16 protein-coding genes are annotated in these 17,292 nt (G+C 46.1%); 11 read left to right on the forward strand and 5 right to left on the reverse strand.

The features are described 5' to 3' along the window. The first annotated feature begins 149 nt into the window (after positions 1-149). The 8 genes from glmS to DQN70_RS07940 all read left to right on the forward strand — a co-directional run bounded on the left by glmS (position 150) and on the right by DQN70_RS07940 (position 8,099). Positions 150-563, forward strand: a complete 414-nt coding sequence (gene glmS, locus DQN70_RS07905) for a methylaspartate mutase subunit S (RefSeq protein WP_023937032.1) — start codon at positions 150-152, stop codon at positions 561-563. A gap of 19 nt (positions 564-582) precedes the next feature. Next, complete coding sequence (gene glmL, locus DQN70_RS07910) at positions 583-1,971, forward strand: methylaspartate mutase accessory protein GlmL (protein ID WP_023937030.1); 1,389 nt, start codon at positions 583-585, stop codon at positions 1,969-1,971. A gap of 25 nt (positions 1,972-1,996) precedes the next feature. Further along, positions 1,997-3,448 carry a methylaspartate mutase subunit E gene (locus tag DQN70_RS07915; RefSeq protein WP_023937029.1) on the forward strand — a complete coding sequence of 484 codons (1,452 nt, stop codon included), beginning with the start codon at positions 1,997-1,999 and terminating at the stop codon, positions 3,446-3,448. 43 nt (positions 3,449-3,491) lie between these two features. Then, entirely contained in the window at positions 3,492-4,736 is a 1,245-nt protein-coding gene (locus DQN70_RS07920; RefSeq protein WP_023937028.1) for a methylaspartate ammonia-lyase, read from the forward strand. 133 nt (positions 4,737-4,869) lie between these two features. Next, on the forward strand, positions 4,870-6,249 hold the full coding sequence (locus DQN70_RS07925; protein WP_023937027.1) for an acyclic terpene utilization AtuA family protein: 1,380 nt from the start codon (positions 4,870-4,872) through the stop codon (positions 6,247-6,249). A gap of 13 nt (positions 6,250-6,262) precedes the next feature. Next, on the forward strand, positions 6,263-6,583 hold the full coding sequence (locus DQN70_RS07930; RefSeq protein WP_023937026.1) for a DUF4387 domain-containing protein: 321 nt from the start codon (positions 6,263-6,265) through the stop codon (positions 6,581-6,583). 100 nt (positions 6,584-6,683) lie between these two features. Further along, positions 6,684-7,526, forward strand: a complete 843-nt coding sequence (locus DQN70_RS07935) for a fumarate hydratase (RefSeq protein ID WP_042226064.1) — start codon at positions 6,684-6,686, stop codon at positions 7,524-7,526. Between the two features lie 12 nt (positions 7,527-7,538). Next, positions 7,539-8,099 carry a Fe-S-containing hydro-lyase gene (locus DQN70_RS07940; protein ID WP_023937024.1) on the forward strand — a complete coding sequence of 187 codons (561 nt, stop codon included), beginning with the start codon at positions 7,539-7,541 and terminating at the stop codon, positions 8,097-8,099. Between the two features lie 929 nt (positions 8,100-9,028). Here DQN70_RS07940 and DQN70_RS07950 read toward each other — a convergent pair. Both DQN70_RS07950 and DQN70_RS07955 read right to left on the reverse strand, forming a co-directional pair. Continuing rightward, the gene (locus tag DQN70_RS07950; protein WP_023940787.1) at positions 9,029-9,778 is read right to left on the reverse strand and encodes a biotin--[acetyl-CoA-carboxylase] ligase; all 750 of its coding nucleotides are present in this window, start codon (positions 9,776-9,778) and stop codon (positions 9,029-9,031) included. A gap of 2 nt (positions 9,779-9,780) precedes the next feature. Next, entirely contained in the window at positions 9,781-10,167 is a 387-nt protein-coding gene (locus DQN70_RS07955; protein WP_023940789.1) for an MmcQ/YjbR family DNA-binding protein, read from the reverse strand. A gap of 104 nt (positions 10,168-10,271) precedes the next feature. On the opposite strand from DQN70_RS07955, the gene DQN70_RS07960 reads away from it, so the two are divergent. The 3 genes from DQN70_RS07960 to DQN70_RS07970 all read left to right on the forward strand — a co-directional run bounded on the left by DQN70_RS07960 (position 10,272) and on the right by DQN70_RS07970 (position 14,640). Next, positions 10,272-10,850, forward strand: a complete 579-nt coding sequence (locus tag DQN70_RS07960) for a non-canonical purine NTP diphosphatase (protein ID WP_023937015.1) — start codon at positions 10,272-10,274, stop codon at positions 10,848-10,850. Further along, positions 10,847-13,174, forward strand: a complete 2,328-nt coding sequence (gene porZ, locus DQN70_RS07965; protein WP_023937013.1) for a type IX secretion system anionic LPS delivery protein PorZ — start codon at positions 10,847-10,849, stop codon at positions 13,172-13,174. Before DQN70_RS07960 ends, porZ begins: the two co-directional genes overlap by 4 nt. A 62-nt stretch (positions 13,175-13,236) precedes the next feature. Beyond that, positions 13,237-14,640: a C1 family peptidase gene (locus DQN70_RS07970; RefSeq protein WP_023940792.1), complete on the forward strand. Its 1,404-nt coding sequence runs from the start codon at positions 13,237-13,239 to the stop codon at positions 14,638-14,640. Positions 14,641-14,796: 156 nt separating this feature from the next. On the opposite strand, the gene lpxB is transcribed toward DQN70_RS07970, so the two are convergent. From lpxB to DQN70_RS07985, 3 genes are read right to left on the reverse strand one after another with little or no spacing between them, the layout of a single operon-like run. Continuing rightward, positions 14,797-15,942: a lipid-A-disaccharide synthase gene (lpxB, locus tag DQN70_RS07975; RefSeq protein WP_023940794.1), complete on the reverse strand. Its 1,146-nt coding sequence runs from the start codon at positions 15,940-15,942 to the stop codon at positions 14,797-14,799. A 14-nt stretch (positions 15,943-15,956) separates the two neighbouring features. After that, positions 15,957-16,733: a 5'/3'-nucleotidase SurE gene (gene surE / locus DQN70_RS07980; protein WP_023940796.1), complete on the reverse strand. Its 777-nt coding sequence runs from the start codon at positions 16,731-16,733 to the stop codon at positions 15,957-15,959. Next, entirely contained in the window at positions 16,730-17,275 is a 546-nt protein-coding gene (locus DQN70_RS07985; RefSeq protein WP_023937005.1) for an FKBP-type peptidyl-prolyl cis-trans isomerase, read from the reverse strand. Before DQN70_RS07985 ends, surE begins: the two co-directional genes overlap by 4 nt. Positions 17,276-17,292: the final 17 nt, after the last annotated feature.

Below are 17,292 nucleotides of genomic sequence, written 5' to 3' on the forward strand. Positions count from 1 at the left end.
TTATGCTGTAAATAAGTTTTTCGACGCAAAAATAATACATACCTTTGTCGCCGGTGAAAATGAAAATTCGAGAGGCCACCATTCTTGCTCTTGGTGTGTCCCCGATCGGATTTGTCATTTGGGTGTGTTCTTTTTAGAAGAAGTAACTTATGAATGGAAAAACAGTGATCATTGGGGTCATTGGAGCTGATGCGCACGCTGTGGGCAACAAGATTATTGCGTTTGCACTCCAAGGTGCAGGGTACAATGTAGTGAATCTGGGCGTGATGGTATCTCAGGAAGAGTATATCGAAGCAGCCATAGAGACCAATGCCGATGCGATCTTGGTATCCTCGCTTTACGGTCACGGAGAAATTGACTGTAACGGACTGCGAGAAAAGTGTAATGAAGCGGGACTGAAAGATATCCCTCTTTTAGCCGGTGGAAATTTGGTGGTGGGAAAGCAGAACTTCGAAGAGGTAGAAGCTCGGTTCTTAGCCATGGGATTTAACAAGGTGTATCCTCCCGGAACGCCAATCGAACAGACAATAGGAGACCTCGATGCTATTTTGGGCGTAGCCTGATTGGGCAACCGTTGTTGCGATGAAATACCTTACAGTAGACTTCGGTAGCACCTATACCAAACTTACGGCTATAGATGCACAGAAGAGAGAAGTCGTAGCCACAGGGGCTTCTTTTACTACCATTGAGACACATGTGATGGATGGCTTCCGATCCGCTCTGGCTAAGCTGGAGCAGCAATTGGGAGCCCCTTTTGTTTATGACGAATTGCTTTGCTGCAGTTCGGCTGCAGGAGGTCTCAAGATGGTAGCTTTGGGCTTGGTGCCGGAGCTAACCAGCAAGGCTGCCCGTATGGCAGCCTCCAGTGCTGGAGCCAAGGTTGTCAAAACCTATGCTTTCGAGATTTCCAAAGCCGAGCAAGACGAGATTGGCCAAATAAACCCGGACTTGGTGCTGCTTTGTGGTGGCACTGATGGAGGGAATAAGGATGTTATATTGGCAAATGCTCGACGGCTGGTTGCTATAGACAGAGATTTTTCGATCATAGCTGCCGGCAACAAAGCAGCATCCTACGAACTTGAAGAGATATTCAGAGCTTCGGGTAAAAACTACGTCATAACCGAAAACGTGATGCCCTCTTTCAACCGACTCAACATTGAGCCAGCTAAGCAGTGCATCAAAGACTTGTTTATATCTCGTATCGTTCAGGCAAAAGGATTGAGTGAGGCTCAAGCCAATACTCGTTATGAAATTATCCCAACTCCTTTAGCTGTCCTCAATGGCTGTGAACTTTATAGCAAAGGCACCAAGCATACGCCTGGTGTAGGAGATATCGTAGCTGTGGATATGGGAGGAGCCACAACGGATATATACTCCATGTCTGACGGAGCTCCCACAGTGGAACCGGTGATGATCAAAGGTCTGAAAGAGCCCTACAGCAAACGGACAGTAGAAGGGGATCTCGGTATGAGATACAGCCTTTCTGCCCTCGGAGATGAAGTAGATGTGTATGCCATAGCTTGTGAGCTGGGCATAGAGGAATCTCTGGTCTTAGATTGGGTCGCTCGTTGTACCGAACATCCCGACACACTGGCACAGGAAGATACCGTGGAGCATCGTATAGAAGAGGCTCTTGCAAAAGCTGGTATCTCATTGGCTGTGGAGCGTCATACAGGCGAAATAGAAAGTGTGTATACCCCTATGGGTCAGGTATTTACCCTTACTGGTAAAGATTTATCTAATGTGCCTTATGTAATCGGTATCGGAGGTGTCTTGATCAATAGCCCAAGAGCTGCCTATATCCTTAGTGGAGCCAAATACGATCCGACTCGCATGAAGCATACAAAACCTAAGAATCCCAGTTATCTGCTTGACCGCAGATACATCTTTGCCTCCATGGGCTTGCTTTCAGCGATAGATCCGGAACTGGCCCTGGAAATAATGAAAAAAGAAATAGTACCCATCAACTAATAAGACGCAGGACTGCGTATTACGTATGGAAATCAAGAACAAAAAGCTATCAGATGATGTCTTCTTTGCCGAGCGCAAGGAAATCCTACAACATTGGCCTACAGGTGCCGGTGTCAACTTTGAGGAGGCCGTAGCATATCAGAAGTCTATTCCTGAGGAAAAACGCTTTGGAGACAAGCTGCAACAAGCAGACAAGGCTGGAGTTACACTTATCCAACCTCGAGCCGGTGTGGCTCTCTATACAGAGCATATCAAGCTACTTCAGTACCTTGAAACCGAAGGTGGGGCCGATTTGCTTCCCTCTACAGTAGATAGCTATACTCGTCTTAATCGATATACAGAGGCGGAAACTGGTATAGAAAAGAGCAAGGAGAGCGGACGTTCTATGCTCAACGGTTTCCCTATCGTGAATTATGGTGTGGATATCTGTCGCAGGGTTACCTCCAGCCTAAAAAATCCAGTGCAAGTACGTCATGGTACACCTGACGCCCGTCTTCTTACAGAAATATCCATTGCAGGAGGCTTCACTTCTTATGAAGGTGGTGGTATATCTTACAATATCCCATATTCCAAAAATCACTCTTTGGCTCATACTATTGCCTATTGGCAGTATGCAGACAGATTGGTAGGGATGTATGAGGAGGCCGGAGTATCGATCAATCGAGAACCCTTTGGCCCTCTTACCGGTACACTTATTCCTCCCTGCATTTCCAATGCCGTAGCAGTGATAGAAACCCTATTGGCTGCTGAACAGGGAGTTAAGGATATCACAGTTGGTTACGGACAGTGTGGAAACTTGATCCAAGACGTAGCTGCACTTCGCTCTTTGCGTCAGCTAACAGCTGAGTATCTCACTCGCTTCGGATACGAAGGGGTGAAAATCACAACTGTCTTCCACCAGTGGATGGGAGGTTTCCCTCAAGATGAAGCCAAGGCTTTCGGTGTTATCTCATGGGGTTCGGCAGCAGCTGCTTTGGCCAAAGCAACCAAAGTGATTGTAAAGACTCCTCACGAAGCGATGGGTGTGCCGACCAAAGAGGCCAACGCTTCGGGATTACGTGCTACCAAGCAGGTTATCTCTATGCTGCGTGACCAAGACTTTACCTCTATCCCTGCTGTAGTAGCCGAGGGAGATATCATTGTGGAAGAGACCAAGTGTATTTTGGAGAAAGTTCTCGAGCTTGGAGGTGGAGACATCGCCGTTGGCACGGTGCGTGCATTTGAGGCCGGTATCCTCGATATTCCATTTGCTCCCAGTCGTTATAATGCAGGCAAAGTGATGCCGGCACGCGACAACTTTGGAGCCGTACGAATCCTTGAAATGGGACATTTGCCTTTACACAAAGATTTGGTCGATTTCCATCGTGCTAAGCTGGAAGAAAGGGCTAAGAGCGAAAAACGAGATGTAAACTTCAACATGGTAATAGACGATGTTTATGCCATTGGCAAGGGCTTCCTGGTTGGAAGACCTAAATAAATCAGGTAATACAACATATACCACAATATAGTATCATTCTATCATGAAGATCAAGAAAGTTATTTGTGCGCCGGGGAAGACGGGGTTCTTCTTTGACGATCAGAAAGCAATCAAGTTGGGTGCGAAAAATGATGGTGCATTCTACACCGGCAGCCCTGTAACCGAAGGATTCAGCTCTGTACGTCAGGCCGGTGAATCTATCTCCGTAATCTTCCTGCTCGAAGATGGCAGCATAGCACATGGAGACTGTGCCGCTGTACAATATTCAGGAGCCGGAGGTCGAGATCCACTATTTCTTGCTGAGAACTTTATCCCCATCATAGAAAAAGAGATTGCTCCTCTATACGAGGGTCGTGAGATCACCAATTTCCGTGAAATGGCCAATATCGTGGACAAGCACGTAAGTCCATCCACTGGTAAGATTTATCATACAGCAATCCGTTATGGTGTGACACAGGCTTGTCTAGATGCCGTAGCCAAGAGCCAACACAAGCTTATGGCACAAGTCGTTGCCGATGAATATGGCACGACAGTCTCCGATAAGCTAATCCCCATCTTCTCTCAGTCTGGTGATGATCGTTACCAGAATGCAGACAAAATGATCATGAAAGGTGCCGAGGTACTGCCTCATGCTCTTTTCAACCATGTGGAAGAGAAAGTTGGTCTCAAGGGAGAAAAAATAGTTGCCTACCTCGAGTGGCTGCGTAACCGTATTCTGAATAACAAGCCTTTTGAAAGCTATAATCCTACCATCCACATTGATGTATATGGAACTTTGGGGCTTGTCTTTGACAACAACTTCGAAAATATTGCCAACTATATCGGAGAATTGGAGAAGGTGGCTGCTCCTTTCAAACTTCGAGTAGAAGGCCCCGTAGATATGGGAGAAAAACAAGCTCAGATAGAAGCTTTGGCCGAGATACGCCGACTAATGGAAAGCAAAGGAATCAAGGCCGAAATCGTTGCAGACGAGTGGTGTAATACCTTGGAAGATATCATCGACTTCACAGAGGCCAAAGCCGGACACATGGCTCAAATCAAGACCCCCGACCTTGGCGGTATCAATAATGCCATTGAAGCCGTTATCTACTGCAAGAATCACCAGATGGGAGCCTATCTGGGCGGTACTTGTAACGAAACAAATCGCTCGGCAGAAATATGCGCACATATTGCCATGGCTACACAGCCTGTACAGTATTTGGCCAAACCAGGCATGGGTGTAGATGAAGGCTATATGATCGTTTTCAACGAGATGAGTCGAGTACTTGCACTGAAGAATGTACTCTAAACACTAATCACATATTTGGCGAAGGGGAGTTCTGACCTGCCTGTTCGGAGCGTGCCAGCTTGATCCGAACGTTTTTCGGATCGGATAGTCGAGGCGGAAGTTCCCTTCCCAATGAAAAATATCACTTCTTACTATGGAAGAAATCAGAATCTTATCGCCTACAGCGATTTTGGGCTATGGCTTCCCGATAGAGTCTTTTAACGAGGGAATGAAACGCAAACCACATGTGATTGCTGTGGATGCCGGAAGTACAGATCCTGGTCCATATTATCTGGGAGCGGGTAAGTCCTTTACTGATCGCAATAGTGTAAAACGTGATTTGGAGATAATGATCCCCGCAGGGTTGGAAGCCGGTATACCGGTTATTATCGGTACTGCTGGCGGTTGTGGTGGACATCCACACGTGGCTTTTGCTGTGGATATCATAGAGGAAATTGCCAGAGAGAAAGCTCTCTCTTTCAAATTGGCAGTTATCGAGAGCGAGTTGGATAAGGAATTTGTCAAGAAGAATCTGCGAGAGGGCCGAATCGAACCTCTTAAGCCAGCTAAAGCAATTACAGAGTCTGACATCGACGAGAGTGTACGTATAGTATGCCAAATTGGAGAAGAACCATATATCAAGGCTTTGGAGGAAGGAGCACAGGTTATACTGGCAGGTCGCTCTTACGATCCGTCTGTTTTTGCATCTCTGCCAATCAAAGAAGGTTTCCCCAAAGGATTAGCTATCCATATTGGTAAAATCCTCGAATGTGCAGCTATTTGCGCCTTGCCTGGTAGTGGTAGTGACTGTATGTTCGGCTATCTGCGTCACGATAGTTTTACTCTGGAACCTTTGTCTCCGGCACGTAAATGTACCACCTTGTCTATCGCAGCCCATACTCTCTACGAAAAATCCAATCCTTACATCTTGCCCGGTCCCGGAGGTGCAATCAATTTGCATCAGACTACATTCGAGCAGGTCTCGGACAATATGGTGAAAGTCAGTGGATCTAAGTTCGAACCGACTTCTGAGTACTATGTAAAACTCGAAGGAGTACGCAAAGTGGGATACCGTACCATTTCTCCTGCTGCAACAAAAGATCCTATCATGATTTCAAAAATAGATGAGATCGTAGAGGCCGTGAAAGCAAGAGTGCGGAATAACTTCGAAACTTACGGTATCACGGACTTCCATTTGGATTTCAAGATCTATGGTAAGAATGGGGTCATGGCCATGTTCCCAGGACAGGAGAAAAAAGTAAGCTCGGATGAGTTACTCATCATTATTGAGGCTGTGGCTGCTACTCAAGCTCAAGCTGATACCATTTGTGGTTTTGCTCGATCTACGATGTTGCACTATGGCTATGAAGGTCGCATATCCACGGCAGGAAATCTGGCTTTCCCTTTCTCTCCGTCGGACTGCCATGTTGGGGAAGTGTTTGAGTTCAATGTTTACCACCTAATGAAGGTAGACGATCCTGCCAATCTTTTCCCTATAGAGTACAAGCAATTCGATAAAGGTCAGATAAAATAAGAGGAGGAATGCAATGAAAGAATACAAGTTGAGAGATCTTGCTTCTGTGATACGCAGCAAGAACTCGGGTCCATACGAATTGACCTTTGATATGATCTTCAAGGACTTCGACACCTACCATATGGTACGAGATGCCAAGGTGATCAATGCTACTATGTTTGCCAAACTATATAGCATACCGGAGTCGGATATTCTCAATGTCGTGTATTTTGATCCGGCTAAAGCCATCAAGGTGACTATCGTTCGTCCGATTCCTTCAGGAGCTCTTGGTGAGACTGATGTTTATGGTGCACAGCAACATGCTCCTCTGATGAACTTTTCATTCAGTCTTTAAGACTCTGTTTTTTATGCGTTTGCAAAAGCGGTGACGGAAATGCCGTTGCCGCTTTTATCTTTTTGCACAGGTTACAATTACAGTATTGAAAGATAATATGATACGTCATATCGAGGCCTCCGATATTACATCTTTAGTCGAAAGACTTTGCATAGAGGCAAATTGCGTTATATCGAAAGACATCGAACAGTGCTTTTTGAGAGCAAAACAAACCGAGAAGTCTCCTTTGGGGCGTGAAATTATCGGGACTCTTTTGCGTAATGCAGAGATTGCTCGCAGCACAATGGCTCCCATCTGTCAGGATACGGGTATGACAGTTGTCTTCGTCGAGATGGGACAAAATATCCATATCAATGGCGGATTTATGGAAGATGCTATCAACGAGGGTGTAAGACAAGGCTACCAAAAGGGGTATTTGCGCAAGTCTGTTGTCCGAGATGCTCTTTTGCGAGAAAATACAGGAGATAATACCCCGGCTATTATTCACTACGAGATAGTGCCGGGGGATGTGTTTCGTATTACCGTTTCACCGAAAGGCTTCGGAAGTGAAAACAAAAGTGATCTGCAAATGCTCACCCCAGCTCAAGGAATCCCCGGAATAAAGAAAGTTGTTTTGGACACAGTCAGCCACGCCGGTGCTAATCCCTGTCCCCCTATTATCGTGGGAGTAGGTATTGGCGGTACGATGGAGAAAGCTGCTTTAATGGCCAAGAAAGCCTTATTGAGACCAGTGGGGCAGCATAGTGAAAGGGAGGATATTGCGAAGCTGGAAGAAGAATTGTTGGACGAAATCAATAAGTTGGGCATAGGCCCAGCTGGATTCGGGGGATCTACAACAGCCATGGCTGTAAATATAATCACCGGACCTACTCATATAGCAGGCTTGCCTGTAGCTGTGAATATTGGTTGCCATGTGACCCGTCATGCTGAAGGTTCTATCTAAAATGTAATAGCTATGCAAGAGAAAATAATTATCACGCCTCCTTTCACTACCGATATTATACGATCCCTTCATGCAGGAAATATGGTCTATATCACAGGTACTATCTATACTGCACGAGATGCGGCACATTTGAGGCTGGTGGAGATGTTGGATAGAGGAGAATCTATGCCATTTGATTTTGAGGGACAGGCTGTGTACTATGCTGGTCCTTGTCCGGCCAAACCCGGTCAGGCTATTGGTTCGGTTGGACCGACTACGGCTGGACGTATGGATCCTTATTCACCTAGATTGATAGCCGAGGGACTAAGGGTAATGATCGGAAAGGGGTTACGATCTCCCGAAGTTGTAGAGAGTCTGAAAAAGTATACAGGGGTCTTTTTTGCTGCAATTGGAGGAGCAGCGGCATTGATGGGGCAATCTGTGAAAAAAGCAGAAGTAATAGCTTTCCCCGAACTTGGCACGGAGGCTATTCGCAAGCTGTATGTAGAAGAATTGCCTGTGATTGTTGCTGTGGATTGCTATGGACAGGATGCCTATGCTCAGGGTAGGAGTCTCTACGAAGAGAAGAGTTGAAAGCAGATCTTAGGTATTTAGTAGCTCGTAGAGCTGAGCTTCGAGACCTTGCTTGGAGAGGCTTACATTTAGAAAGAACCTAATCAATCCGCTCCTTAAAATGCCTATTGTACCTTCAAGGGGATGTGATTGATTCACTCAAACGAGGGTGTGTCGTAATTCTGTTTAGAGTTAAGAGTACTATCATTTGTATAGAAGAACCGCTACCAAAAGGATAAAATCCTATTTGATAGCGGTTTTCTTGTATGATTAAGATGTCATTTATCTCTTTTTTTGATAGCTGGAAAATCCATTTCAGAATCATGCCACATCCTCGTTTTTCATTTATACCAGTTTAATGTGCTGCAATTAAAGACACGAGGTATCGAATTTGTGCTATTCATCTAAAATATTTCTCTTTTTAGAATACTCCCCTTCCATCTTTAATAAGCGTATCGGGCAAAAGTTTCCCTTTGCAGAGTAGCTATTTTCCAACCGAGGAAAACGAACTTTCCAAAGGAGGAAAACAAACTTTCCAACTGTGGAAAATATACTTTCCAGCGGTGGGCAATTGAGAGGCGAGGGTTCAACACGCCGCTTGCCATCATTCATCTTGTTTCAATTCCAATATGATGCAATTGAGAGAGTACCCTTCTCTCACAAAATTTTCATACGGGAAAGCTCAGCCCTAATATAGCGAGCATCCCACCCTATATGCTGCGAACAGTCCTATTCTTGATAGGGAGGGTCACTTGCGAGAAACCTCATACTGCATACGCAAGAGTATTGCGTCTACTTAAGTAATGAGAAATGCTTAGCCAGCGTGAATGAACAAACAAGAAAACAACCAAAATAGTGATGTCAAACACAAAGACGAGAAATTTAGCTGACACTCTTTTTCGGACACTACCGAACACGAAAAACAACTAAGCCTTGGGAAGACTTAGTTACTATTCCAACACAAATTGCAATTCCTTAAAGGCAAACATCCGTCTCTGCCCTCCTTCTTCTTCCAAGCAAATCAACCCATTAGGTAATACACGTTCTATTCTGGCGAAAAATTGCGATCCTCCACCAACATAAGGATGATAGCCCTCCCGTCGATATAAATGACACAAATACTCCTGATGCAAGCAATCTAAGCCCTTCGCTGTCTCAAGCATTGCCACATAGAGATCCAACGTTTGGCAGTAATGCTCCACAAGAGTGGTTATATCATGGGAATAACCGGATATTTGGCGGATTGATATCGGATTAGGGAGATTAGTGGGGAAAGAGGTTTCATTTACATTGATCCCTACCCCTAAAAGAGAATAGTCAAGCCCATCTCCCGTAATGCTATGCTCTATCAAGATGCCACCCAGCTTGCGGTCTCCGTAATAAAGATCATTTGGCCACTTCAAACTTAATTTGTCCGACTCCGGCAAATAGGTTTTCACCGTCTCCAAAGCTACAAGGGCAACTAATTCGGAAATAAAAAACTGCTCTGTGGCTTTGAGATTTGTTTCTAAATAGGTCGTTAAGGTAATGTTCTCCCCCCTTGGAGTATACCAAGTGTTACCTTGCTGACCTCGCCCTCCCGGTTGTGCATCCACAACAATGGTTGTAGGTGAGGAATAACGAACACCCCGAGCCAATTCGTCACGGATATAAGTATTGGTACTGGGTAGGGAATCGAAGTGAAACAATCGATGTGTCATAATCACCATTCCTCTATCAATTCATCGCAAACAGATGCCAAAGGCTCTACCTTACGAACAGATGCAGGCAGCTTCTTTATGATCAGACAATAGCTATGGTGTATGAGCTTGCAAATCTGCTCGTCCGAAAGATCCGATTGCAGAGCTATTTGGTTCCAATGCTTCTTGTTCATGTGATAAGCAGGCTCTACAGCACGATATTTCTCTCTCAAACGGATTGCCAAATCCGGATCGCACTTGAGACTGATGCGCATAGGGCGAGCTGAGAGAGAAGTAAGGGCAAATATTTTGCCAGAAACACGAAAGACAAGAACATCTTCGTCAAAGGGCATATCTTCGGTGGCTAAAGGCAAAGAGAGGCAGTATTCTTCAGCTTGGAGCGTGTTCATAATAATATGTATTTTTGCTTTGGAAGCTTTCGGTAGCACAACTCTCCCGATGAATCCAGGGAAGAGCCGAGTTGTGACTACTACAGGCACAACAGACAAATGTAATGAATAAGCTAATCTTCGCTACAAACAATCCCCACAAATTGCAAGAGGTGCAGCAGATGCTCGCCGGTAAATATCGAATAGTTAGCCTGGAAGAGCTGGGTTGCCATGAAGAAATACCGGAGACGGCTGATTCCCTGCAAGGGAATGCCCTGATGAAAGCTCGCTACATTCACCAGAAATACGGGGTTTATTGCTTTGCCGACGATACGGGCTTGGAAGTCGAAGCCTTGGATGGCGCCCCAGGTGTGTATTCTGCCCGCTATGCAGGGGAACATTGCAGTCCGGCCGACAACAGACAAAAACTCTTGGCTGCACTGAAAGAAGTAGCATCTCCGAGGAAAGCTCGCTTTCGCACCGTAATAGCCCTGATAGACGAGAAAGGCGAACATTGCTTTGAGGGAGCCGTGGAAGGCGAAATCACTACAGCCGAATATGGAGACGCAGGTTTTGGATATGACCCAATTTTCAAACCCGATGGTTATCAACAGACATTTGCTCAAATGACCGGTGAACAGAAGGGAGAAATCAGTCATCGAGGCAAGGCAATCCAAAATCTGGCCGAATATCTAAACCAATGAAAATCAAAACATTTTTCTTTTGGCTGACTTTTTCTCTCTGTTGCATGAGCTTTTGGACAGAGGGGAAAGCACAACAGCAGAGCCAAAACAGATGGCGGACTTTACTTTCATACTACCGAACCGTTGCCATAGCAGACACTGACACTCGAGTTTTCGGTGTTTCTGAAGGAGGAGGACTCTACTCCGTCTCCAAATCTGATTCAGAAGACATTCGTTATTACGACAGAACAACCGGTCTCAGCGAATCGGACATACACCGCATCGGCTACGACAAAGCCTCTCAAACCCTTGTCATCTATTACAGAAGTGGAAATATAGATCTCCTAACTCCCAGTGGAGTAAGCAACTTGCCTGCCATTCGAGACAATACACGCCTGATGAACAAGACCTTAGCAAGGATGTGCTTTGGAAATGGAAGAATTTATCTGGCAGGTGGTTTCGGTATTATGGTTATAGACCCGGACAAGATGGTTGTACTGGGCACCTACCAACAAGGCAAAAATGTAATCGACCTTGCCTTGATCGGAGAGAATAAACTCTGGGCTTTCTGTGAAGGAAAACTAATAGAGGGTGTTGAGACCGATAATCTACAAGACCCCTACTATTGGAAAGAAATCAATCTACCCCTCAAATCCAAGGAGCAGGTACTGGGATTGGCAGTGGCAGCGGGCAACCCCATTCTCCACTTAGAAGGCGGACGGCTCGTGCGCTACATCCTCGAAACAAACAAAGCCGATACAATCGTATCGCCACTCTTACCCGAGAAACAATACATCCACAGCATCGCTTCTTCACCACATGGATACATAGCCAAAGGGGAAGGGCAGGCTTATATCTTCCGCCAAGACAAAGAGGACTACAAAATCCTTCAAACAGAATGGGCGGAAGACTTCGGTTGGTACAGCTCCGCCGAACAGATTTGGCTTGCCATGGGGATGGATGGCATTGCCAAGATAAGACCGACAGAAGAGACTCCCAAAGTGGAGAGATTGGGGATAAATATGAGCAACACTCCTTCGGATGACAAATATTTCTACTCCACATTCTCACAAGGGCGTTATTTTTCCGTGAGTGGAGGCCGAGGATCTTACCGCTTCGGCATTCCTTTCTCTTTGAAGATATATGATGGACACAAGTGGACCAACTTCTCTCAAAAAGAAGTAGAGGAGGTAAGTGACGCCACATCGGTAGCTGTTGATCCCAAGAATCCCGGGCACTACTTTGTATCTACCCACGGAGAGGGCCTGATCGAATTCAAAGACAATCAATACTACAAGACCCACGACGGAAGCAACAGTCCCATCCGCTCAGCAAAAAACCTCGGAGCTGGGTACTATCGGGTAGGCTCTCTCTGTTATGACCGCTATGGCAACCTTTGGATGACACAAAATGAAGTAGCAGAACAGGTTGTGCTGATGCTGGACGCCGACGGCAACTGGCAGACGCCTCAGTATACGCAAATACGTCCGGACAATGCCCATGGACATATGGTGGCGGTAGGTGGAGACATACATTGGCTGGCCATTTACCATGAAAATACAGGTGTGTATGTATTCGATGCCTCTCCCAAACTCGGGGGGAAAGGTGGTGAAGCTGTTTACTACTCCACTCTAAGCGACCGAAATGGCAAAGCAATCCCTGCCTCCTCTTTCCACTGCATGACTCTTGACCGGGGGGGAGTTCTTTGGTTAGGCTCCGATGCCGGTATCTGCTCTATACATTCTCCGTCCGGAGCCATCAAACGTCCACCGGTTGCTTCCAGACCAATTGCTGGTGAAGAACCCAACCTCTACTACGTGTTGGACAATGTGAGTGTAAGAGCTATAGTTGTAGACCGGCTCAATCATAAGTGGATAGGAACTTTGGGCAATGGACTCTTTTTGATGAATGAGGATTGCACGGAGATCTTACGCCAATACAAGACGACAAACAGCCCTATCTTATCAGACAACATCGCAACCCTCAGCCTCGATGAAAATAATGGAATTCTATATATCGGTACTGACAAGGGACTAATGTCACTCTCCACTGGAGGAGAGACCGCCTCGGATGAGGTACTGGAAAAAATATATGCTTGGCCCAATCCTTTGCGACCAGAACAGCCCGATATGATCACAATAGAGGGACTAAAAGCTGGCTGCAATGTAAAGATTATCAATACACAGGGGCGACTCCTCTTTGAAGAAAACACCATTGACGATAGACTGCTCTGGAATGCACGTAATGCAGACGGAAGTCGTGTAGATAGTGGGATATACCATATACTGGTATACGACCCAGAAACCAAGGCCAAGACCAAACTATCTGTGGCAGTAATCAAATAGCAAAGATTACTCCGGAAAGCCCCCATGAAGAGTGACATATAAATGACACAACAATACATCAAATGAAAAGACAAGTATTCCTACTGACAGCCCTGGCACTTGCCTTGCAAACCATGCCTTCGGCTGCACAAAAAGATGGAGGCATATCGTCCGATATGCTCCAAGAGATCAAGTCCGCTTTTCAGCACACTCCCTCCGACATTGCAATCCGCAATGCCGTCATGGCTAATGGGATGAAAGCCCTTGTTACAAATGCGGATCACATCAGCCATCTGGATGATCATTTCTCACACAGGGTCAAGAGCAAAGGTATTTCAGACCAAAAACAAAGTGGTCGTTGTTGGCTTTTTACAGGCTTGAATGTCATGCGTGCTCCTATCATTGAGCAATACGGCTTAGATGCATTCTTTTTCTCCCACAACTATAGTTTCTTCTATGACCAACTGGAGAAAGCCAACCTATTTCTTCAATCCGTAATTGACACAAAAAATCTGGATCGCAACGATCGGGAAGTGGAATGGCTCTTCCAGCATCCTATCGGAGATGGAGGGCAATTCACCGGAGTGTCGGATAATATACTCAAGTATGGTCTTGTACCACAGTCTGTGATGCCGGAGACCCTCAACAGCAACAATACACAGCAGTTGGGTTCTATGCTGGCACAGGTACTTCGGCAAGGAGGGATACGCATCCGGCAGTCGGCAGCGACCAAAGCCTCTCCCTCTAAACTCCAACAGCAGAAAGTGGAGATCCTCAAACAGGTCTACCGCCTGCTCGTATTGAACCTGGGTGAACCTCCTACGAAATTTGAATACACACTGAGAGATAAGGATGGCAAAATCCTCTCCACAGAGACTTATACGCCTCAATCTTTCTACCAAAAGTTCGTTGGGAAAGACTTGAAAAACGACTTTATCATGGTCATGAATGATCCTTCTCGTCCCTACCATCGTCTCTACAGCATAAAATATGACAGACACAGCTATGACGGGAAAAACTGGACTTACGTCAACCTCCCTATCGAAGAGCTGAAAGAATTGGCAATCGCCTCTATCAAAGACAACACTATGCTCTACTACAGTTGCGATGTGGGTAAAAGCCTTGACAAGAAGCGAGGCTTCCTCGACCTTGATCAATACGATTACGAGTCCTTGCTCGGTATCAAGTTCGATATGAACAAGCAAGAGCGTATCGAGTCTTACGACAGTGGATCTACCCACGCCATGACCTTGGTGGCCGTAGATCTGGACAAAAATGGGAAGCCAAAAAAATGGATGGTAGAGAACAGTTGGGGAGCCGAAGCCGGCATGTCCGGTTACTTGGTGATGACAGACGATTGGTTCGATGCCTACACTTTCCGCATAGTAGTAGACCGCAAATACGCTTCAGAAAAAGTATTGAAAATACTCGATACAAAACCCGTCTTGCTACCACCTTGGGATCCTATGTTTGCCCCTGAAAACTAATCCATAAATTACGATAGAGGACCACTGCATCCCTTGCAGTAGTCTCACAATAAGAACCACCCCTGGTACTGCCATAAGGTCAGTATCAGGGGTGTTTTTTTTGGCATTTTGGAGCCCAAGTAAAGAGGCTCATTTGGAAGTAATCAGTTGAGGTTGTCACACAACCTTGTATGCTTTCATATTTCTTATGATCTCAGCAGCTGCACGGTCGGAACAACCCGGAGCTCCTATCTTCTGCTTCAATTGGTCATACTCACCGAGCATACGATTACGCTCTGGTGTATCGGGCAACAACAAGTCCAATTCTCTGGCTACAGTCTCTGGAGTACAGTCGGCAGACAACAACTCACGAACCACCGGACGATCCATAATCAAATTGACCAGCGAAAAATAGCGAATAGGAAAGAGATAATCGAATATCCAATTAGCTGCCCTCAGACCCACAAAGCGATAACAGACCACTTGAGGACAACCAAGCAAAGCAGTCTCCAACGTAGCTGTCCCACTTGTCACCAAAGCGGCTCTGGCTACTCTCAACAGAGGATAGGTTTTGCCAAATATCAAGGATACGGAAGTCTCTCTCAAATAGGAGGCATAGTCCGAAGATGAAAGACCCGGAGCACCAGCCAATACAAAATGAATATGAGGATAACGCTCGGCTACCTTGAGCATTACAGGCAAATTCTCCTTCAGCTCCTGCTTACGGCTACCTGCCAACAAGGCAACAATAGGTCGCTCATCTGTGGGATCCAGCCCCAGATCCGACAAAGTCGGGCGAGGAGCTTCCAAGCAGGTAGAAAGGGCATCCATGCAAGGATTACCGACATAAGTAACGGACAAGTTGTGCGGAGTGAAAACTTTGGGCTCAAAGGGCAGTATACACAATCCCAAATCGGTATATCTGGCCAAAGACTTCAAGCGGTGCCGTCTCCAAGCCCAAACCTTCGGCACTATATAGTAAGCCACATAGAAGTGTTGGCTATGTGCAAAAGGCAAGATATACCGCAAATTAAATCCACCATAATCTACCGGAATCACGACATCAGGGGAGAAGGTCAACATAGCCTGCTGTACTTTGGTGGCAATGGCTCTAATCTGTGACATATGCAACAAGACCTGCACAAAGCCCATATAGGCCATCTCTCTATAATGCACCAAGGGAGCGGTGCCGGCAACTTCCGCCATGGCATCGCCCCCCGTATACATAAAAGAGGCCTGAGGATCCAACCGAAGAATAGCACGCATCAGGTTAGAGGCATGCAGATCTCCGGAGGCTTCTCCTGCTACAAGAAAATACTTCATCCTCTTAGTAGATCCTAAGCTTCAAAAGAAGCAAAATCCTCCCCGAGTGTTTGTAGATACTCGTATTTGGTCATATTGGTATGAATGGGAGTAAGAGTGGCATATCCATCATTAAGGTACTCCACATCACCCATTACAGAGGGTTCTTTGCTTTCTTGCCAGCCCGACATCCAATAGTAGGTACTTCCTTTGGGAGAGGTAACTGTATTGTATTCTTTCACGAAACGCCCATTGGTTTGGGGACAAACTTTCAATCCCTTGGGTTTGCCTTTAGGTAAATTCAGGCTCAAGAATGTATGTTCCGGCAACGAAGTTCCAAGGATGTAGCGAGCCACTTGCACTGCATACTCAGCTGCATATTGCATATCCGTGTGTGCCTCGAAATCATTGAGGGAAACAGCCAGAGAGGGAACCCCGGCTATCGAGCCTTCCATGGCAGCCCCTAATGTTCCTGAATAAATCACACATATACCATCATTACGACCATGGTTGATACCACTGACCACAAGATCTGGCTTCTTTTCCCTAAAAAGAGTATTCATCGCCAACTTCACGCAATCCACAGGCATACCAGAAGTGCTATACACCGCTACCCCATCTATCCAGTCCTTGCGCTCTTTGAGCGAAATAGGAGTGGAGGACGTAATGGCTCCGGAAGCTCCCGAACGCGACTCATCGGGAGCAAGGATCGTGACTTCACCTAGCTCACGGAGAGCCAATGACAACTCTCTGATCCCCTGGGCTCGGTAACCATCATCGTTGACGACCAAGATACGTATAGACTTGCTCATTCTTCCTCCTCCGGTACTATGCGATCCAACTTGACTACAAAACGCAATCCCGTATAAGGCTCTATACCACGAGCCCTATCTCCCATCTCCTTGTAAGCCAGATACCAAGGGGTTATAATCTCTGCTTCATCGCCTTCCAGCATGTTTTGCAGGCCAATGGCAAAGCCTTCCACAGAGGCTTTATCTCCACGATGGAGATAAAGCAGATCCGGTTTTTCCTTGGCATAGTTTCCATCCAATAAGCGTCCACTTACCAATTCATAAGCTTGATAGTGTACATAGACACGGCTTGTGGCGATGGGATTTGTTTTGCCATCTCCCTTGTGCAGCCATTTCATATACACGAAGGCTGTACTTCCGTCTACTTGGGCCTTGGTGTATTCTTTTTTGGAAGCATACTCCCTAAAAGCGGCCTCATTGTCGATTCGCCAACGCGTTACTCTGTCTTCTGTCTTATCGCAAGACACCCCACTCCACGCTACTACAGAGAGAAGCAGTAGGGAGTATATGAAAGACGTGATTCTATTTTGCTTGTGCGTCATTCGTGATTCTATTTTGC

It is taken from the genome of Porphyromonas crevioricanis (genome assembly GCF_900476255.1).
Classification (GTDB): Bacteria; Bacteroidota; Bacteroidia; order Bacteroidales; family Porphyromonadaceae; genus Porphyromonas; species Porphyromonas crevioricanis.